Origin of the sequence: Streptomyces sp. RKAG293 (genome assembly GCF_023701745.1) — a bacterium.
Taxonomy (GTDB): Bacteria; Actinomycetota; Actinomycetes; order Streptomycetales; family Streptomycetaceae; genus Actinacidiphila.
Genome location: NZ_JAJOZB010000001.1, coordinates 6,703,374 through 6,717,307, shown reverse-complemented (window position 1 = coordinate 6,717,307; position 13,934 = coordinate 6,703,374). Strand labels below are relative to the sequence as shown.

At 71.7% G+C, this 13,934-nt stretch carries 10 protein-coding genes and 1 pseudogene; 1 reads left to right on the top strand and 10 read right to left on the bottom strand.

The window, feature by feature from the left end; genetic code table 11:
• Nucleotides 1-53: 53 nt before the first annotated feature.
• The 6 genes and pseudogenes from LNW72_RS29770 to LNW72_RS29745 all read right to left on the bottom strand — a co-directional run bounded on the left by LNW72_RS29770 (nt 54) and on the right by LNW72_RS29745 (nt 8,513).
• Nucleotides 54-2,420, bottom strand: a complete 2,367-nt coding sequence (locus LNW72_RS29770) for a collagenase (protein WP_250980362.1) — start codon at nt 2,418-2,420, stop codon at nt 54-56.
• A 213-nt stretch (nt 2,421-2,633) separates the two neighbouring features.
• Nucleotides 2,634-3,692 (bottom strand): ABC transporter ATP-binding protein, encoded by a 1,059-nt coding sequence (locus LNW72_RS29765; protein WP_250978172.1) that lies wholly within the window; start codon nt 3,690-3,692, stop codon nt 2,634-2,636.
• On the bottom strand, nt 3,689-4,792 hold the full coding sequence (locus LNW72_RS29760) for an ABC transporter ATP-binding protein (RefSeq protein WP_250978171.1): 1,104 nt from the start codon (nt 4,790-4,792) through the stop codon (nt 3,689-3,691). The genes LNW72_RS29765 and LNW72_RS29760 overlap by 4 nt, the downstream gene beginning before the upstream one ends.
• Nucleotides 4,792-5,778, bottom strand: a complete 987-nt coding sequence (locus LNW72_RS29755) for an ABC transporter permease (RefSeq protein WP_164294559.1) — start codon at nt 5,776-5,778, stop codon at nt 4,792-4,794. The genes LNW72_RS29760 and LNW72_RS29755 overlap by 1 nt, the downstream gene beginning before the upstream one ends.
• Nucleotides 5,775-6,755: an ABC transporter permease gene (locus LNW72_RS29750; RefSeq protein WP_250978170.1), complete on the bottom strand. Its 981-nt coding sequence runs from the start codon at nt 6,753-6,755 to the stop codon at nt 5,775-5,777. The genes LNW72_RS29755 and LNW72_RS29750 overlap by 4 nt, the downstream gene beginning before the upstream one ends.
• A gap of 13 nt (nt 6,756-6,768) precedes the next feature.
• Nucleotides 6,769-8,513, bottom strand: a pseudogene (locus LNW72_RS29745) (ABC transporter substrate-binding protein).
• 121 nt (nt 8,514-8,634) lie between these two features.
• Between LNW72_RS29745 and LNW72_RS29740 the strand changes: the two are divergent.
• Entirely contained in the window at nt 8,635-10,020 is a 1,386-nt protein-coding gene (locus LNW72_RS29740) for an aminopeptidase P family protein (RefSeq protein ID WP_250978169.1), read from the top strand.
• 118 nt (nt 10,021-10,138) lie between these two features.
• On the opposite strand, the gene LNW72_RS29735 is transcribed toward LNW72_RS29740, so the two are convergent.
• The 4 genes from LNW72_RS29735 to LNW72_RS29720 form a co-directional block, all read right to left on the bottom strand.
• Nucleotides 10,139-10,861 carry a GntR family transcriptional regulator gene (locus LNW72_RS29735; RefSeq protein WP_250978168.1) on the bottom strand — a complete coding sequence of 241 codons (723 nt, stop codon included), beginning with the start codon at nt 10,859-10,861 and terminating at the stop codon, nt 10,139-10,141.
• A gap of 41 nt (nt 10,862-10,902) precedes the next feature.
• The gene (locus tag LNW72_RS29730; RefSeq protein WP_250978167.1) at nt 10,903-11,832 is read right to left on the bottom strand and encodes an ornithine cyclodeaminase family protein; all 930 of its coding nucleotides are present in this window, start codon (nt 11,830-11,832) and stop codon (nt 10,903-10,905) included.
• 88 nt (nt 11,833-11,920) lie between these two features.
• The gene (locus LNW72_RS29725) at nt 11,921-12,922 is read right to left on the bottom strand and encodes a proline racemase family protein (protein ID WP_250980361.1); all 1,002 of its coding nucleotides are present in this window, start codon (nt 12,920-12,922) and stop codon (nt 11,921-11,923) included.
• 60 nt (nt 12,923-12,982) lie between these two features.
• On the bottom strand, nt 12,983-13,846 hold the full coding sequence (locus tag LNW72_RS29720) for a dihydrodipicolinate synthase family protein (RefSeq protein ID WP_374117429.1): 864 nt from the start codon (nt 13,844-13,846) through the stop codon (nt 12,983-12,985).
• Nucleotides 13,847-13,934 lie beyond the last annotated feature (88 nt).

Below are 13,934 nucleotides of genomic sequence, written 5' to 3'. Positions count from 1 at the left end.
GCCCTGGCCCCTCGAACGCGGGGGCCAGGGCGGACTCTTGTGCAGAGGGACGGTCAACGGCGCAGCGGGCCCTCGCACGAGTAGTCGCTCGTGCCCGCCAGGCCCGACGACCAGACGTCCACCGCACCGAACGTGCAGTTCATGTCGGCCAGGTTGTTCGCCGCCACTCCCGCCCGGTCCAGGATGAAGTAGTCGACGGTCTCCGACATGTCCTTGAAGACCCGGTCCGGGTCGCCGGAGGCGGAGAGGTTGGCCGTGATGCGGCCGGTGCAGGTGAAGCGGACCTTGTTGTCCCGGTCCGCGTTGTCCTTGCAGACAGGGCTGTTGGCGGTGGCCGCGGCGAACGCCGCCTGCACCTCGGCGGCCGTGGCGAACGTCAGCGATCCGTTGGCCGTGTACTTCGTGTCGGGCACGTACAGCGTGGCGACCTGGGCGATCTGCCGGTCCAGGAAGGCGTCGTACTCCCGCTGGAGCGCGGCGTCGGCGCCGGTTCTGGTGCGCCAGGCGTCGAAGCCGGCCGGGTCGTCGGCCCGCTCGTAGCCGTACATCTCGCGCAGCAGGGTCGGGTGCTCGGTCCACAGGAACTCGAAGAACGTTCCCGCGTAGTCGTAGAAGCGGAATCCGTCGCCGTCGTAGGTGGCGTGCAGCAGCTGGTCGACGCTCATCCGCGGGCCGCCGCCCGCGGTGTCGTCGATGACGCCCTGCACCAGGGACTTTCGGACCTTGATGCCGTCGTCGCGGGTGCCGCCGTCGAAGAACTCGGCGGTCCCCTCGTCCATGGCGGTGGTCAGGTCGTTGGAGTACCAGCGGGTGTCACCGAAGGTGCCGGGGACCGCCCAGCGGCCGTTGAGGTAGTGGGTGTACTCGTGGCGGAACAGTTCCTCCAGGGTGAGCGAGGAGTCCTGCGGCACCCGGCGCTGGTAGGTGTAGAAGGTGGCGCCGTCCTCGATGTAGATGCCGCCGTTCTCGGTCCCGTAGCCGGTGAGCAGCGGCTGGAAGACCGCGTAGTCGGCGCGCGACGCGTACAGGTGGATGTGCAGGGTGGTGTTGATGTCCCCGGCCAGCGGGGTGGAGGTGCCCAGGACGCGCAGGAACTGGGTCTTGACCTGCTTGCTGGCGTAGTAGAGCTGGTCGACGGTCGCCTGGTCGAGGCCGGTGTGGACCTCGATGGCGCCGTTGTCGTACGTGTAGGTGTGCGGGAAGAGCATCGCCTCGATCTGGGCCTTGCAGACGTTGAACCGCGCGCAGTCGTCGTAGTAGTTGAGCCAGGACGCGGCGCTGACCCAGGGCGGGCTCATCTTTCCGAAGGCGGCCTCGGTGGTGCCCAGCAGCGTGCCGAGGTCGTTGACGATCGCCGGCTTGAGGGCGTCTATCTGGCCGAACCGGCCGTACTCGCCGACCGCGTCGCGCGCCGCCCAGTCGTTCGTGGTGCCCTTGAGGTGGCCGTAGCCGCCGAACACCCGGAAGGCGCCGCGGTAGGCGGCGTCCGCGGTGGCCGCCGCGCGGAAGGCGGTGTCGTTGTTGCCGGGGTAGACGCCGAGGTAGTTGACGGACAGGGCGGCGAGGACGGCGCCGCCCCAGTCGGCGCTGGTGGCGGTGGCCGCTCCCGGGGCCATGGTGGCGAGCACCTTCTTGATCAGCGGGAGCTGGTACTGGCGCAGTCCGGGCGCGCTGGCCGCGTAGAGCGCCTCACGCAGCGTCTGGGCGTTCTGCTTCGTCGCGTCGAAGGTGCGCGGGGCGGTCCCGAAGGCGGCGATGGCCTTCTGCATGGCGGCGACCGTCGGGGCGTCGGTGACGTCGATCTCGGTGTGCGAGTAGTCGTGGTACGCGACGGCGTGCAGATACGTGAACATCTCGTACAGGTTGTTGGCGTTGGTGCCCCGGTGTTTCGGCGCGAGCAGGGCTATGCGCCGGGAGACGGCCTGCACATGGGCGTCGGACATGACGGGTATCAGGCGTGGGTCCCAGGTCCAGAGCAGCTTGCTCAGACAGTTCTCCACGGAGACGGTGTAGTTGTCGGCGAGGAAGTCCGCGAAGCGTTCCGGGCTCAGTTTGGTGATGGCGTCGAGGGTGCAGGGGACGGTGCCGCCCAGCGCCTTGGCCGGAGCGGCCGACCGGTCACGGGCGGCCACCGCCGGGCCGCCCGCCGGTGCGGACTGGTCGCCGGGCAGCCTGCCCTCGGCGTGCGCGCCGCCGCCGGGGGCGGGCGCCTGGTGGGGGGCGACCGTGCCGGCCTTGGCGAGCCGCTGGACCTCGTCGAACGGGTTGCCGTCGGCCGCCCGCGCCCCCGCGCCCGGCGCTCCGGCTCCCGGCGCTCCGGCTCCCGGCGCTCCGGCGAAAGTCGACGGAACGGCCGGAGCGGCGGGGGCGGCCTGCGGACCTGCCGGTCCTGCCTGCCCCGCCTGGGCGACGTTCATCATCGGCAGGGTGAGGGACGCCGACAGGGCGGCGACGAGCAGGCTCTTACGCACGGCGCGGGTGGTGCGGGTGGTGCGGGTGGTGGTGCCGGTGGTGCGGGTGCTTCCCGTGGGACATGCGGAACGGGCGTGGGACACCAAGGACTCCTCGAAGTGGGGTGGAGTGTGGAGTGGGTGGAGTGGGTGGGACACCGCCGGCAGGGCCGGGGCGGCCGATCACGAACGGCCGGACAGGCCCTGGCCGGCGGGTGCGGGCTCCGGGAAGTGGCAGGCGGCCTGCCGCTGTCCCGGGCCGGCGATCTGCAGCAGTGGTGCTTCGGTGCGGCAGATCTCCCGCGCCTTGTGGCAGCGCGGGTGGAAGGTGCAGCCCGCCGGCGGATGCGCCGGGCTGGGGGGATCGCCGAGCAGCACGATCCGTTCACGGGCCCGCTCCGCCGCCGGGTCGGGCAGCGGCACGGCCGACAGCAGGGCCCGCGTGTAGGGGTGGGCGGGAGCGCCGTAGACCTCGGCCTTGCGGCCGATCTCGACGATCCGGCCGAGGTACATGACCGCGACGCGGTCGCAGACCCGCTTGACGACCGACAGGTCGTGCGCGATGAAGAGGTAGGCGAGGCCGAGTTCGCGCTGCAGGGTCTCCATCAGGTTCACGATCTGGGCCTGGATGGAGACGTCGAGGGCGGACACCGGCTCGTCGGCGATGATCAGCCGCGGCCGGGTGGCGAGCGACCGGGCGATGCCGATGCGTTGTGCCTGGCCGCCGGAGAACTCGTGCGGGTAGCGGTCGAGATGCTCGGGGATGAGGCCGACCAGGTCCATCAGCTCGGCGGCCCGCTTGCGGGCGTCGGCCGCTCCGCTGCCCTGCGCCAGCATCGGGTCGGAGATGATCCGGGCGACCGTCTGCCGGGGGTTGAGGGACGAGAACGGGTCCTGGAACACCATCTGCACATGGCGCCGTACCGGGCGCAGGGCGCGCGCGGACAGATGGCTGATGTCACGGCCGTCGAAGGTGACGGAGCCCGAGGTGGGCTCCAGCAGCCGGACGACCATCCGCCCGGTGGTGGACTTCCCGCAGCCCGACTCCCCCACCAGGCCCAGCGTCTCGCCCGCGGCGATGTCGAACCCGACGCCGTCCACGGCCCGGACGGGGGCGCCCGCGCGCCCGCCGCGGGTGCGGCGGCCGGGGAACGTCTTGACGAGGTCGCGGACGGACAGCAGCGGTGGCGCTCCGCCGTCGGCCGGGCCGCCGGTGGCGGCGACCGTCTCCAGGGCGCTCATCGTGATCCTTCCGGGGCCGGGGCCGAGGCCGGAGCCGGAGCAGTTGCCGGAGCGGGAGCCGCTGCCGGGGCCAGGGCTTTGGCAGGGACGGCGGCAACCGCTTCCAGTGGGTAGTGGCAGGCCACGCGATGCCCGCCGGCCGATGAGAACGCCGGGCCGAAGGCCGGACGCTCCGAGGCGCACCGGTCCCGTTCCGCCGCGCTCCCGGCCGCCGCGCGCGGGCAGCGCGGCACGTACGGGCAGCCGGGCGGTGGCGCGAGCAGCGAGGGCGGGCTGCCCGGGATGGCGCGCAGCGGCGCGTCGTCGGTGTCGTCGAGCCGGGGCAGCGAGTCGAGCAGACCCCGGGTGTAGGGGTGCGCGGGCGCGGTGAACAGCTGGTCCACCGGCGCCTGTTCGGCGGCCCGGCCGCCGTACATCACCAGTACCTCGTGGGCGACGCGGGCGACGACGCCCAGGTCATGGGTGATCATCACGACGCCGAGGCCGCGGTCGGCCTGGATGCGGGCGATGAGTTCGAGGATCTGCGCCTGCACGGTGACGTCGAGCGCGGTGGTGGGCTCGTCCGCGATCAGCAGGTCCGGTTCGCAGGCCAGCGCCATGGCGATCATGACGCGCTGCCGCATGCCGCCGGAGAACTGGTGCGGGTGGTCCGCCGCCCGGCGGGCCGGCTCCGGGATGCCGACCTCGCCGAGCATCTCGACGGCCCGCCGCCTGCCGACCGCGCGACTGGCCTTGAAGTGCACCCGGTAGTGCTCGGCCACCTGTTCGCCGACCGTGTAGTAGGGGTGCAGGCTGGACAGCGGGTCCTGGAAGATCATCGCCATCCGGCGGCCGCGCAGCCGGTTCAGCTCGCGGTCGGGCAGCGCGGTGAGCTCCCGGCCGTCGAGCGCGATGGATCCGCTGACGGCCGCGTCCCGGTGCAGGCCCATGACGGCCAGCGACGTGACGGACTTCCCGGAGCCGGACTCGCCGACGATGCCGAGGGTGCGGCCCGCCTCGACGGTGAAGCCGATGCCGTCGACGGCGCGGACCGGGCCCGCCGGGGTGGGGAACGTGACCTGGAGGTCACGGACTTCGAGCAGGGGGCCTGGCGCGGCCATCAGTACCTCACTCTCGGGTCGACAAGGGCGTAGAGGAGGTCGACGACCAGGTTGGCGATGACGATGAAGAACGCCGCCAGCAGGGTGACGCCGAGGATCACCGGCTGGTCGGAGCGGACGAGGCCGTCGTAGAAGAGCCGTCCGACGCCCGGCAGCCCGAAGATGGACTCGGTGATGACGGCGCCGGCCAGCAGCCCGCCGAGGTCCATCCCGAAGAGGGTGAGGATGGGCGTCATCCCGGAGCGCAGCCCGTGCTTGACGATGACGGTGCGCTCCGGCATGCCCTTGGCGCGGGCGGTGCGGATGTACGGCTCCGCCATCGCCTCGATCATCGAACTGCGGCTCTGCCGGGCGTACATGGCGGCGTAGAGCAGGGCCAGTGCCAGCCAGGGCAGGATCAGGTTGGAGGCCCAGTCGAGCGGGTCGGCGGTGAAGTCGGTGTACGTCGGGTAGGGCAGCAGGCCGGCGATCCTGATCACGCCGTAGATCAGCATCACCGAGGTGAAGTAGACCGGCATGGAGGCCGCCGCGACCGCGCCGACCATCAGGGTGCGGTCGACGAGGGTGTCCTTGCGCAGCGCGGCCGTCACCCCGGCGCCGAGGCCGAGCAGCAGCCACAGCGCGGACGCGCCGACGGCGAGCGAGACCGAGACCGGCAGCCGGTCCATCAGCAGGTCCCAGACCGGGACGGAGTTCTCGTAGCTGTAGCCGAAGCAGGGGAATCCGCAGTGCAGCGCGTGCGGCCCCTCCCCCAGGGTGCGGCCGGAGAAGATTCCGGTGAGGAAGTCGCCGAACTGCCGCCAGACCGGCTGGTCCAGGCCCATGTAGTGGCGGACCAGTTCGAGGCGCTCGGGGCTGCAGCTCTTGCCGCAGGCGGCCGCGGCCGGGTCGGAGGGCAGGACGTAGAAGATGGTGAACGTGATGGCGGAGATCGCGAAGAGCACGCCGGCGACTCCGGCGAGCCGGCGGGCGAGATAGAGGATCACCTGCGGCCTCCCCGGGGATCGAGGATGTCGCGCAGCGCGTCGCCGAGGAGCGTGAAGGCGAGGACGGCCAGGAAGAGGAAGAGGCTGGGGATGATGAAGTACATCGGGTCGGTCTCGTAGAACGCGACGCTGTCCGCGATCATCTGGCCCCAGGAGGGCGTGGGCGGCCGGACGCCGACGCCCAGATAGCTGAGGGCGGCCTCGGTGCTGATCATCCCGGGGATGAGCAGGGTGGTGTACGCGATGATCGGCCCGGCGACGTTGGGCAGGATCTCCCGGCCGAGGATGCGCCAGGCGCCGGAGCCGCCGACCCGGGCGGCCTCGACGTATTCGCGGTGCTTGACCGAGAGCGTCTCGCCCCGGACGACGCGGGCGATGCCGGGCCAGCCGAAGACGCCGATGATGGCGGTCATCAGGAAGATCCGGTTGACGTCCTGGGCCACCGACATCATCGCGATCATGAAGATGAGGGACGGGAAGGACATCGTCAGATCCATCAGACGGCTGAGCACGGCGTCGGTGCGGCCGCCGAAGTAGCCGGCCGCGATCCCGGTGGCGGTGCCCGCGAGGACGACCACCGCGGTGGCGCTCAGTGAGATCAGCAGCGAGACCTGGGCCCCGTTGACGACCCGGGCGAACAGATCGCGGCCGGTGACGGGTTCGACGCCCAGCCAGTGGTCGGGGCTGATGCCGCCGAGCGGTCCGAGCGGCAGACCGCCGAGGTAGGGATCGACGGCGGTCTGGTCGAACTCGGTGGGCGACCAGCCGCCGAGCGCGCTGAGCAGCGGCGCGCTCACGGCCGTCACGACGAGCAGCGCCACGACCACCAGGCCGAAGCGGGCGGCGGGGCGGCGGCTCAGCTGCCGCCAGGCGAGCCGCCACGGCCCGTACCCGGGAGCGGCTCCGGGCGCCGGTTTCCCGGCGGAATCCGGGGGTTCAGGGGGAGGTACCCGGTCGGGCACGGTGACGATGGCCATCGCCGTACGCCCCTCAGCCCTGGCTCTTGGACGGGTCCTTGAGGCCGATGGCCGCGTAGTCGAGCTGGCCCGACCACACCGGGTGGCCGAAGGCGCCCGCGATGTTGGTGCCGACCAGCAGCGGCTTGCGCTCGAGCATCAGCGGTACGGCCGGGGACTTGGCCATGATCTGCGCGTCGAGGCCGATCCAGGCCTGGTTGGCCTTGGCCGCGTCGGACATCGCGGCGATCGCGTCCATCCGCTGCATGACCGCGTCGTCGCGGAACTGCGAGTAGTTGCCCTGGTTGCCCTTGTCCCTGATGGTGCGGCCGTCGAAGACGAAGGGCAGGAAGGTGGAGCCGGACGGGTAGTCGGGGCACCAGCCGGCCATCACCATGTCGGGCGCGCTCTTGATGTCGCCGATCGACTCGTAGTAGGCGGACGGGTCGACGGTGTTGATGGTAACCGCGACCCCGACCCGGGACAGGCCCTGCTGGATCGCCTCCGCTCTGGTCTTGTCACCGGTGGAGACGGTGAAGGTGGCCCCGAACCCGCCGTCCTTGCCGGCCGCCTTCAGCAGGTCCTTGGCCTTGGCGACATCGCCGGCCGGTGCGATCTTCAGGGTGTCGGCCTGCTTGGCGCCGGTGAGGGCCGGCGGCAGGTAGGCGGTGGCGATGTCGTTGAGCGCGGGGCCGCCGGACGCGGTGAGCAGCGACGCCTTGTCGACCGCGTACTGCATGGCCTCGCGGACCTTGGGGTCGTTGAACGGGGCCTTGCTGGTGTTGAGTTGCAGCATCTCGGTGCAGCCGGAGGACTCGGCGATCAGCCGGCTCTTGACGTCGGCCTTGGGCAGCACCTTGGGCGCGCTCTCCGGCCGCATGTTGGACCACTCGATCGTGGAGGCGTCGCCGCCCGCGGAGGCGATGACGCGGTCGTCGACCTGGCCGCCCTTGAGCCCCTGGACGAACACGAAGCGGTCCGGGTAGGCCTTGCGGACGGTATCGGTGGCGGCGTCCCAGTTCGTGTTGCGGACCAGGACCAGCTTCTTGCCCCGGTCGTAGCTCTCGACCTTGTACGGGCCGGAGGAGAACGGCCGGGCGTCGTACTGCGCGCCCTTCTCCTGGGCCTGCGGTACGGGCGAGAAGGTGGGCAGCGTGGCCGTGGAGGCGAAGTCGGCGACCGGGCGCTTGAGCTTGAAGACGATGGTGAGGTCGTCGGGGGTCTCGATGGAGCTGAGGTGCTTGCCCGTCAGGGGCCCTGGTAGCCCTTGGTGTCGGCCAGGTACTGGGCGGCGTAGTCGGGGCCGCCGGTGAGGTCGGGCGAGAACGACCGCTCGACGTTGTACTTGACGTCCTTGGCGGTGATCGGGGTGCCGTCCTCGTACTTCAGGCCCTTCTTGAGCGTGAAGGTCCACACCTTGCCGCCCTCGGTCGGTGTGCCGAGGTCGGTGGCCAGGTCGGGGACGATCTCGCTGCCGGCCTTGCCGGGCTCGCTCCTGAAGGTGGTCAGGGTCCGGTAGAGCAGCCGGATCCCCATGTCCATGTTCGGCATCGTCCAGTTGCGGGCCGGGTCCAGGTGCGAGAAGTCCTGGTTGGACAGGACGGTGAGGGTGCCGCCCTTGACCGGGGTGCCGCCGACGACCTGTCCTTCGTTGGCCGCCGCCGGGTTCTTCCCCTTGCCGCTCTGGCTGCCCTTCGCATCGCCGGAACAGCCCGCGATGCCGAGGGCGAGGGACGCCAGGAGGGCGGTGGACAGGGCGAGTTGGGTGCGCTTGGTCATATGAGTCACTCCGCTGAGAAGAACCGCACTCTAAGATGTGACCCGTAACATAGTAATGTGAAATTGCACTGACAAGATGTGTGCGTCGCCGTTACCGACCCGTGTCCGAAGGAGCTCATCGATGAACGGAACCCCCGCCCGACTGCATACGGGAAGTCATGATCTGCCGACCTCGCCGGCGTTGGACGCCTTCATGGGCGCCGGCTGGGCCGCCACTCCGCTGCCCGACGGCACCCGCGTTCCCGCCTCGCACCTCACCCCGGCCCGCCGCGACCGGCTCTCCGCCCGCTTCCCCGGCGAGCGGCTCGTCGTCCCCGCCGGGCAGCTCAAGGTCCGCTCCAACGACGACGACCACCGCTTCCGCCCGCACAGCGCCTACGCCTGGCTCACCGGCCTGACCGGCGAGGACCAGCCCGGCAACGTCCTCGTCCTGGAACCGTCCGGCCCCTCAGGACACGAGGCCGTGCTGTATCTGCGGCCGCGCTCACCGCGCACCGAGGCCGGGTTCTACTGCGACCGCCGCTACGGGGAGTTCTGGGTCGGGCGCCGCCCCGACCTCGCGGAGGCCGAGCGGATGACCGGCATCCGGTGCGAGCACCTCGACGGCTTCGGCGCCCTGCCGCCGGGCCGTGACGCCGCGACGGACACCGAACTCGCCAGTGCACTATCGGAGTTGCGCCTGGTGAAGGACGCGTGGGAGGTCGGCCAGCTGCAGCTCGCCGTCGACCACACGGTCGCCGGCTTCGAGGACGCCGTACGGTCCCTGCCGCGCGCCCTGCGGCACGCGCGCGGCGAACGCTGGATCGAGGGTGTGTTCAACCAGCGCGCCCGCGCCGAGGGCAACGGCACCGGGTACAACACCATCGCCGCGTCCGGCGCGCACGCCTGTGTGCTGCACTGGATACGCAACGACGGCGCGCTGGACCCCACTCAACTGCTGCTGCTCGACGCGGGCGTGGAGGCCGACACCCTCTACACCGCCGACGTCACCCGCACCCTGCCGCTCTCGGGCAGCTTCTCCCCCGTCCAGCGCCAGCTGTACGAACTGGTCCTGGCCGCGCAGGACGCCGGCATCGCGGCGCTCAAACCCGGCGCCAGCTTCCGGGACTTCCACCTGGCCGGGATGCGCGTCATCGCCGAAGGGCTCGCCGACTGGGGCGTGCTGCGGATCTCCGCCGACGAGGCGCTCGCCGAGGACAGCGGCCTCTACCGCCGCTACACCCTGTGCAGCAGCGGCCACATGCTCGGTCTCGACGTGCACGACTGCGCCCAGGCCCGCGCCGAGACCTACCTCGACGCGGTGCTGGAGGAGGGCCACGTCCTCACCGTCGAACCGGGCCTGTACCTCCAGCCCGACGACGAGACGCTGCCGCTGGAACTGCGCGGCGTCGGCATCCGGATCGAGGACGACCTGGTGATCACGTCCGACGGGGCCCGGCTGATGTCGGGGGCGCTGCCGCGCGATGTCGGGGGGATCGAGAGCTGGATGGGCGAGCTGCTCGGCTAGACAGTCGTCAAACGCCGGACGGGCTGAATTCAGCCCGTCCGGCGTTTGACGACCGGGTCCGGGCGGAGCCCGGTTTCGGGAAGGGGCGGGGAGGGGCAGGCCCCGCAGGGCAACCGGCCTAGGCCTTGCCGAGCTTGCGCTTGAGGACCGGCTCCGGCTTCGCCGCGGCCGGTTCCTCCTTGCCCACCGCCCACAGCGACCGGACATGCCCGAGGTGGCGGGCCATGCACTCCTCGGCCGCCTCGGCGTCCCCGAAGATCATCAGGTCGAGCAGCTCGATGTGCTCCTCGGCCGACGAGACCAGCTCGCCGCGCTCGTCCAGCCGCGTCAGCCCGTACAGCCGGGAGCGCTTGCGGAGATCGCCGACGGCCTCCACCAGCCGCTCGTTCCCGGCCAGGCCGAGGAGGGTGAGGTGGAAGCGGCGGTCGGCCTCCAGATAGGCGATGAGGTCGTGCGCCCGGGCGGCGGCGACGATCTCCTCGGCGGCCGGCCGCAGTTCCTCCAGCTGCTCCGGGGTGGCGGTGCGGGTGACCCGGCCGACCGTCGGGACCTCGATGAGGGCGCGGATCTCGGTGTACTGGTCGAGGTCGCGCTCGTTCATCTCGGTGACCCGGAAGCCCTTGTTGCGCACCGGTTCGACCAGACCCTCGCGCGCCAGGTCGAGCATCGCCTCACGCACCGGGGTGGCGGAGATGCCGAAGTCCGCGGCGAGGGCGGGCGCCGAGTAGACGACGCCGGGGCGCAGTTCACCGGCGATGAGCGCGGCACGCAGGGCGTGGCCGACCTGATCGCGCAGCCGCTCCTGCGCTGTGATCAGGTTGCGCTGCTTCAGGTCACCCATCGCTGTTCCTCCGTCATCGCGCGGACGTCCAGCGTACAATGTCACGTTGCTTTCGCGGCCCGGAAGATCTCAGCAGCTACGGCGAGATCCTGCCACGCCATACCCGTGCCCTTGAAGAAGCGCGGGCGGCCCGCTTCCGGACGCAGCCGGCCCTCGACGAGGTCGGCGAGGGTGCCCGCGAGATCCTCCGGCCGGTAGGCGCCCTCCGCGATCGGGACCAGGATGTCCCCCGCCTCGCGCAGCGCGGCCGACCTCGCCTCGACGACGACGGTGGCCCGGGTCACCAGCGCGGTGTCGGTCTCGCGGGCCGTCGGTTCGTGCGAGCCGACGGCGACCACGGTCGTGTGTCCGGCGACGGTGCTGCCGTCGAACAGCGGGGTGCGGGCCGTGGTGCAGCAGATCACCAGATCGGCTTCGGCCACCGCGTCGGGACCGCCGGACACGGCGTCCAGTCCGAGCCTGCGGGCGTGGGCCACCAGCGCCCGCGCGGGCTCCGGCCTGCGGGCGACCACGGTGAGCCGGGTCAGGGGCCGTACCGCGAGGGCCGCCGCCAGGTGCCCGTACGCCTGCGGTCCCGCGCCGAACAGGACGAGGTGCGAGGCGTCGGGCACGGCCAGGTGGCGGATCGCGACGGCGGACACCGCGGGGGTGCGCAGCGAGGTGAGGGCGGGCCCGTCGAGCAGCGCGACCGGCTCCAGGGTCGCGCCGTCGAGGAGGAGATAGCTGCCGGTGATCCGGGGCAGCCCGCGGGCCGGATTGCCCGGCGCCACCCCGGCGATCTTCACCCCGGCGAAGTCCTTCGTGGCGGCGGGCATCAGCAGCAGCTCGCCGGCCGGGACCGGAACACCGGTGCGCGGCGGCCCGGTCTCCGGGTCGAGCCCGTCGCGCAGCGCCGCTTCGACGGCGTCCGCCGCGTCGGCGGGCCCGAGGAGTCGGGCGATGGCGGCGGCGTCGAGGTGCGGCAGTGTCACAGGGGTGGCCCCGTTCCCGGAAGGTCGTCGGAGGGCGCCACCGCGGCCCGGTGAGCCCCTTCCACCCGACCGTACCCGCCGTCGGTGATCACAGCAGGAACCCGCCGGGGAAGGGGTCGGACGGGTCGAGGAAGTACTGGGCGGTGCCGGTGATCCACGCGCGGCCGGTGACGGTGGGCACCACGGCGGGCAGCCCGCCGACCGTGGTCTCCTCGACGAGCCGGCCGGTGAAGGACGTTCCGATGAAGGACTCGTTGACGAAGTCGGTGTGCAGCGGGAGTTCACCGCGCGCGTGCAGCTGCGCCATGCGCGCCGAGGTGCCGGTGCCGCACGGCGAGCGGTCGAACCAGCCGGGGTGGATGGCCATCGCGTGCCGGGACAGCCGCGCGTCGGAGCCGGGGGCGATCAGCTGGACGTGCTTGACGCCGCCGATGTCCGGGTCCTCGGGGTGTACCGGCCGGTCCGCCGCGTTGATGGCCTCCATGACGGCCAGCCCGGCGGCGAGGATGTCGTTCTTGCGCTCCCGGTCGAAGGGCAGCCCGAGGTCGGCCAGCGGCAGCATCGCGTAGAAGTTGCCCCCGTAGGCGAGGTCGTAGGTGAGCGTCCCGTGGCCGGGGACCTCGACCTTGAGGTCCAGGCCGGCGGAGAACGCCGGCACGTTCCGGAGGGTGACGGCGGTGGCCGCCCCGTCCTCGACCTGGACGTCGACGGTGACGAGCCCGGCGGGGGTGTCCAGCCGGACGGTGGTGACCGGTTCGGTGACGGGCACCATCCCGGTCTCGACGAGGACGGTGGCGACGCCGATGGTGCCGTGGCCGCACATCGGGAGATAGCCGGAGACCTCGATGTACAGCACCCCGTAGTCCGCGTCGGGCCGCGTCGGCGGCTGCAGGATCGCGCCGCTCATCGACGAGTGCCCGCGCGGCTCGTACATCAGGAGCGTGCGCACCCGGTCGTGGTGCTCCATGAAGTACAGCCGGCGCTCGGCCATCGTGGCGCCGGGGATGACGCCCACGCCGCCGGTGATGACACGGGTCGGCATGCCCTCGGTGTGCGAGTCGACGGCGTGGTAGATGTTCCGGCTGCGCAAGGGGTCCTCCTTCTGGTGGGCCTGCTCGTCGGCGTTCTCGCTCATGCGCCTGCTCGGGGGTCAGCCGAGTCCTTCGGCCATCGCCTTCTCGGTCGCGGCGCGGACGACGGCCTCGATGTCGGCGGGAAGCGGGGAGCGTGGCGGGCGGACCGGGCCGCCGGGCCGGCCCACGAGGTCCATGGACACCTTGATGGCCTGGACGAACTCGGGCTTGGAGTCCCAGCGCAGCAGCGGGTGCAGCGCCCGGTAGAGCGGCACGGCGGTGTCGAGGTCGCCGGAGAGCGCCGCCCGGTACAGGGTGGCGCAGGCTTCGGGGAACGCGTTGGGGTAGCCCGCGATCCAGCCGACGGCGCCCGCGATGCCGAGTTCGAGCAGGACGTCGTCGGCCCCGACCAACAGATCCAGGCCGGGGGCGAGTTCGGCGATCTCGTAGGCCCGGCGGACATCGCCGGTGAACTCCTTGACCGCGACGATGCTGCCCTCGTTGTAGAGCTCGGCGAGCAGTTGCGGGGTGAGGTCGACCTTGGTGTCGTACGGGTTGTTGTAGGCGACGACCGGCAGCCCGGCCCTGGCCACCTCGGCGTAGTGCGCGCGCACCGCCCGCTCGTCGGCGCGGTAGGCGTTGGGCGGCAGCAACAGGACGGATCCGGCACCGGCCTCACCGGCCTGTTCGGCCCAGCGGCGGGCCTCGGCGCTGCCGTAGGCGGCGACACCGGGCATGACGCGGTCCCCGTCGCCGGCCGCCTCGACGGCGGTCCGGACGACCCGGGCCCGCTCGTCGTCGGTCAGGGTCTGGTACTCGCCCAGGGAGCCGTTGGGAACGACACCGTCGCAGCCGGATTCGATGAGCCAGGCGACGTGCTCGGCGTAACCGTCGTGGTCCACGCGCAGGTCGGCATGGAACGGGAGGGCGGTGGCGACCATGATGCCGTGCCAGGGCTGGTCGCGGGGCGGGGTGTTCGTGGTCACGGTGGTTCTCCCTTTAGTGAGATGTGACATTTTACTGTGTGGT